The sequence below is a fragment of the Streptococcus suis genome, from assembly GCF_046032115.1.
GTDB classification, from domain to species: Bacteria; Bacillota; Bacilli; order Lactobacillales; family Streptococcaceae; genus Streptococcus; species Streptococcus suis_AJ.
In genome coordinates this window covers 1-1,086 of record NZ_JARQOZ010000080.1, presented here as the reverse complement: position 1 = coordinate 1,086, position 1,086 = coordinate 1, and the positions used below count along the sequence as shown (strand labels likewise).

1 protein-coding gene is annotated in these 1,086 nt (G+C 41.8%); it reads right to left on the bottom strand.

Annotated elements, in window-relative coordinates:
- Positions 1 to 1,086 (bottom strand): IS110 family RNA-guided transposase (locus P7J36_RS11560; RefSeq protein WP_408562454.1); only part of this gene is annotated, 1,086 nt, incomplete at both ends.

Below are 1,086 nucleotides of genomic sequence, written 5' to 3'. Positions count from 1 at the left end.
GATTTTGGGTTGAAATATAATCGTAAAGTTTGTTATGCGTTATGAGGTAATACATTGTCCGAATGAGACGATGTATGGAGGCAATCGTGTGTGGCTTGGTTGAAGTCGTTTGCGATTGTCTTTTTCGTTTCTCATAAAAGTCTGCGATATGGCAAGGATTGGTGTGACTAGCTGAAGCGATATTGTGAATGCACTTGAACAGAATCTTTCTAGCGTAGGGATTGCCACGCTTGGTAATGTGCTCCTTAGCGAGGAAGTTTCCAGATTCATAGTGTCTCAGGTCAATACCGATAAAGGCATTGATTTGATTAGCAGACTGAAAACGGCGAATATCTCCCAGTTCACCAATAATACTTGTTGCAGTCGTCTCAGCTATTCCAGGAATAGAAAGCAGAATGTCATACTCTGGTAAAGGCTTAGCTAGAGTAACCATTTTGTCTAAGACAGTTTGTCTCTGTTCAAAAAGTCTAAGTAATTCTTTTGCATAGTAACGCACCTCTTCCATGACCGGAGAGGTTTTCTTAACGGCACAATAAGATTGATTAGCTAGTGCTGTCAGCTTCTCTGCTAAGTAAGCAACACGCTTGTCAGAAATCCGTTTTGAAGTGGACAGACGGATGCTCTTTGAGAGTTCATCCTTGCTTAACTTAAGCACGAAGTCCTTGCAAGGAAAGGTTATGACCAGGTTCCAGTATTGTTCGCCAGATGGTGTTGATAAGATAGTTTCCAATTCAGGAAAAGTTACTTGTAAGACCTTGTGCAGACGATTTTTAGCTCGAACGATGTCCTCGGTTAAGTTCTGATAGAATCGACTGAGATCTCGCAGATCTTGATAGACTTCTTCTTGAACATACGTCGGTTTACGATTCAGTACAAACTGAGATTGAGCCAGTTTTTCAGCGTCAATTTGATCTGTTTTTCGCACACGCAAGCTATCCAGTTGCTTCTTGGCTTCTAAGGGATTAAGTCGCGTATAAGCGTAGCTATGTTCATCCAGAAAAGCTTGAAGACGACGAGAATAGACGCCTGTTGCTTCAAAGATGATTTCTGGCTTGTGGACGGTTTTCAAATCACCAAGTAGCCGAG